At 43.6% G+C, this 2995-nt stretch carries 3 protein-coding genes and 1 pseudogene; 3 read left to right on the plus strand and 1 reads right to left on the minus strand.

The window, feature by feature from the left end:
* Positions 1-68: 68 nt before the first annotated feature.
* Both O9332_RS10925 and O9332_RS10930 read left to right on the plus strand, forming a co-directional pair.
* A pseudogene (locus O9332_RS10925) lies at positions 69-724 on the plus strand (IS1 family transposase).
* 225 nt (positions 725-949) lie between these two features.
* The gene (locus O9332_RS10930) at positions 950-1132 is read left to right on the plus strand and encodes a hypothetical protein (RefSeq protein ID WP_071825045.1); all 183 of its coding nucleotides are present in this window, start codon (positions 950-952) and stop codon (positions 1130-1132) included.
* Here the strand turns inward: O9332_RS10930 and cobW are convergent.
* Positions 1115-2149, minus strand: coding sequence for a cobalamin biosynthesis protein CobW (cobW, locus tag O9332_RS10935; protein ID WP_002759916.1), 1035 nt, complete (start codon positions 2147-2149; stop codon positions 1115-1117). The genes O9332_RS10930 and cobW overlap by 18 nt on opposite strands.
* Before the next feature lie 203 nt (positions 2150-2352).
* Here cobW and O9332_RS10940 point away from each other — a divergent pair, with 203 nt between their 5' ends.
* Positions 2353-2541 (plus strand): hypothetical protein, encoded by a 189-nt coding sequence (locus O9332_RS10940; protein ID WP_288025457.1) that lies wholly within the window; start codon positions 2353-2355, stop codon positions 2539-2541.
* The last annotated feature ends 454 nt before the right edge of the window (positions 2542-2995 follow it).

The following is a 2995-nucleotide window of genomic DNA, read 5'->3' on the forward strand; positions in this document are numbered from 1 at the left end:
AATTGTGTAAAATATTTATGAATAAAAATAATTGGAACCCGCTCAGTCTTTAAACCTCTAGCTTGCTCATGACTTTTCTGATAAATATCTTTTTCTGGCTCCTGTCTGGCTTACTCAAATATCAGTCTAGCACCGAACAAAATCCCCCCTTCACCTCTATTCCCCTGTCCTAATTGTGGTTCTCACCATAGGATCAAGAATGGTTATATTCCTAAGGGAAAACCCAAACGTCAAGGTAAAGAATGTGGTCAACCGTTTGTGATCAATCCCACTAATAAAACCGTCTCTGACGAAACCAAACAATTAATTGATCAACTCTTGCTCGAACGAATTTCCTGACGAGGAATTGCTAGAGTAACTGGAGTGAGTTAGTCATGGTTACCAAACTATGTTAATAATAAATTTAGCCAAGTTCCCCGCCAGGTATAGGTAACAGACAAACCTAAAGGCAAATTAATCAGAGAATGTGATGAGTTATGGTCATTCGTATTTTGTCAGAAAATCAAGGTATATATTTGGTTAGCTATCGATAGAACTACGCAAGAAATTATTGGTTGCTATGCGCGGAGATAGGAGTCGTCAATCAGCCCAAAAACTTTGGGGCTAGTTTACCCGGTGTTTACCGACAATGCGCGGTTGCTTACACAGACTTTTGGGAGTCTTATAAGACAGTAATTCCCAGTAAACGTCATCGACCGGTCGGGAAAGAAACTGGTCAAACTAATCCTATTGAAGGATTAAATAGGGTTTGCTGAATAATGGTAAAACCCTTTTATAGCGGTGTGCAGTCGTATGAGGTACAGTGTCACGAGCTATAAACCATGCTAGGCAAAGCTTGGTTTGTATCTCACTCAAGCGCTTACCGCTATAGGCTAAGTATAATTACTTATCGCGTAAGTGAGATGCTCCCAGGAGAAGGGAGAAGAGGAGAAGGGAGAAGGGAGAGGGTTTGCTGAAAAAGTTTGTTGGTGGGGTCAGGCGGTCGGCAGGAGGCAGTCCCGATGAAAAAATTTTCACCCCCACAGATGAAAGAGGTTTCTTTCCCCACACCCCACACCCCACACCCCACACCCCACACCCTACACCCCACACCCTGTCCCTAGGAAAAACTTCTTCAGCAAACCCTAGTTAAGGCCTGCTCGATTCTCTGACTATCGAGGGAGCGGCCGATAAAGACCAAGCGAGTTTGCCGCATTTCTGTGGATTGCCAGGGTCGGTCGAAGAAAGAATCAACGCGATCGCCGACTCCCTGTAACACCATACGCATCGGTTTATTGGCCACGTTAACAAATCCCTTGACCCGATAGATTTCTTCTCGGGCTACCAATTCTTTAATCCGTTGGGTCAAAATTCGGGCATCTACGGGAGAATCGAGGCAAAACTGCACAGAATTGATCTCCTCATCGTGATCGTGTTCTTCCTCGTGATCATGATGACTAGGACGACTAGCTAAATCATCCTCGACGGCGGCATTAAATCCCAATAGCACATCGGGGCTAATTTGTCCATCAGCACAAGTAACTATTTTTACCGTCGATCGCAGTTGTGTTTTCAGCCAATTAATAATTTTTTCTAATTCGATTTCGCTGATGAGATCGGTTTTAGTTAAGAGTACCAGGTCAGCGCAGGCTAACTGATCCTCAAATAACTCCTCAATGGGCGTTTCGTGTTCTAAATTGGGGTCTGCTTGCCTTTGTGCCGTTAAAGCGTCCAAATCCGCCACCAGACGACCCCTAGCGACAGCAAAACCATCCACCACGGTGATTACTCCGTCCACCGTCGCACCGTTGCGGATTTCCGGCCAGCGAAAAGCTTGAACCAGAGGTTTAGGTAAAGCTAACCCCGAAGTTTCGATCAGCATACAATCCAACTGTTGCCGTCGCTCCAGCAATTTCTGCATGGTGGGGAGAAATTCTTCCTGTACTGTACAGCACAGACAACCGTTGGTCAGTTCCACAATATTATCGTTGGGGTTGTCATCGCAGGTCTGACAACTTTTCAATAAATCACCATCAATTCCCACTTCTCCGAATTCATTGACCATAACGGCCACCCGTCGGCCTTGATTATTTTGTAGTAGATGACGGATGAGGGTAGTTTTTCCCGCACCCAGAAAACCCGTGATCACAGTAACTGGAATTTTGTGCATAGATAGAGCGATCGATTATGTTCCTAGATCAATCTATCAGACTCTCGCTCTAGGGTTGAGGGTTTCAGCGCTAATTCTTTAGGATTACCCCACCAATTGCCGGACTGTCACAAACTGGCTGAAATTTTCCTAGTTAGTGGTTATTCTGGTAAAAGTTTCAGCCGGCTAGAATAATCGCTGAAAAACTTTTGTGGGAGTGGATCATGTTACAACGTCTTTTTTTAGCCTTTACCCTCGCTTTTCCCCTTTATTTAAGCATTGCTATTCAACAAACTTCTCCTCTAGCTGATAGGGTAAATCGCCCTTCTTCTCGCGGAATCGATAAAATTGAGCGGACAGTAAAAACCATCCAAAAGCAATTAAAACAAGAGCATTCGGTTCAATTAGATTAATAAATTTGGTGAAAAAGAGGATATCTAAAACGGGTGCATCTCATTTTTGTAAATCTACTAATTTGGGATTTTTAAGGGGAAACTTTCTCCTAAAATTGGGCGTTACTTTCGGTTTTATCACTCAACCCTAGGGTTGAGTGATAGTAGGGTTGATTCATGAATCAACCCTACCCAAACCCCCCGTTGGGGCCCAAACCCCGGAGCGCATTAGTTTTTCGGTGGGATGCTTACACGCGATTGTTCATATTTTTGTACTAATTTAAGAGTCACTGATAATTGCTAATTGGGGCTTGCTGAATAATGGTAAAACCCATTTAAAATAAAGCTTTTGACCTGTTAAAGTCCGATGTTAGTGCAAGCAAATAGGATTGGGACTTTCAAAAACCTTGCATTATCCTTCTTGTAGTACATCGATTGGTACAAAAAACAAGGGCAACAAAGCCTGAAACGACCG

Source organism: Microcystis sp. LE19-10.1B (genome assembly GCF_027530565.1).
Taxonomy (GTDB): domain Bacteria; phylum Cyanobacteriota; class Cyanobacteriia; order Cyanobacteriales; family Microcystaceae; genus Microcystis; species Microcystis aeruginosa.

Coding starts and splice junctions, on each gene's coding strand:
- cobW (WP_002759916.1), bottom strand. CDS start 2,149: ATGCACAAAATTCCAGTTACTGTGATCACGGGTTTTCTGGGTGCGGGA.
- O9332_RS10940 (WP_288025457.1), top strand. CDS start 2,353: ATGTTACAACGTCTTTTTTTAGCCTTTACCCTCGCTTTTCCCCTTTAT.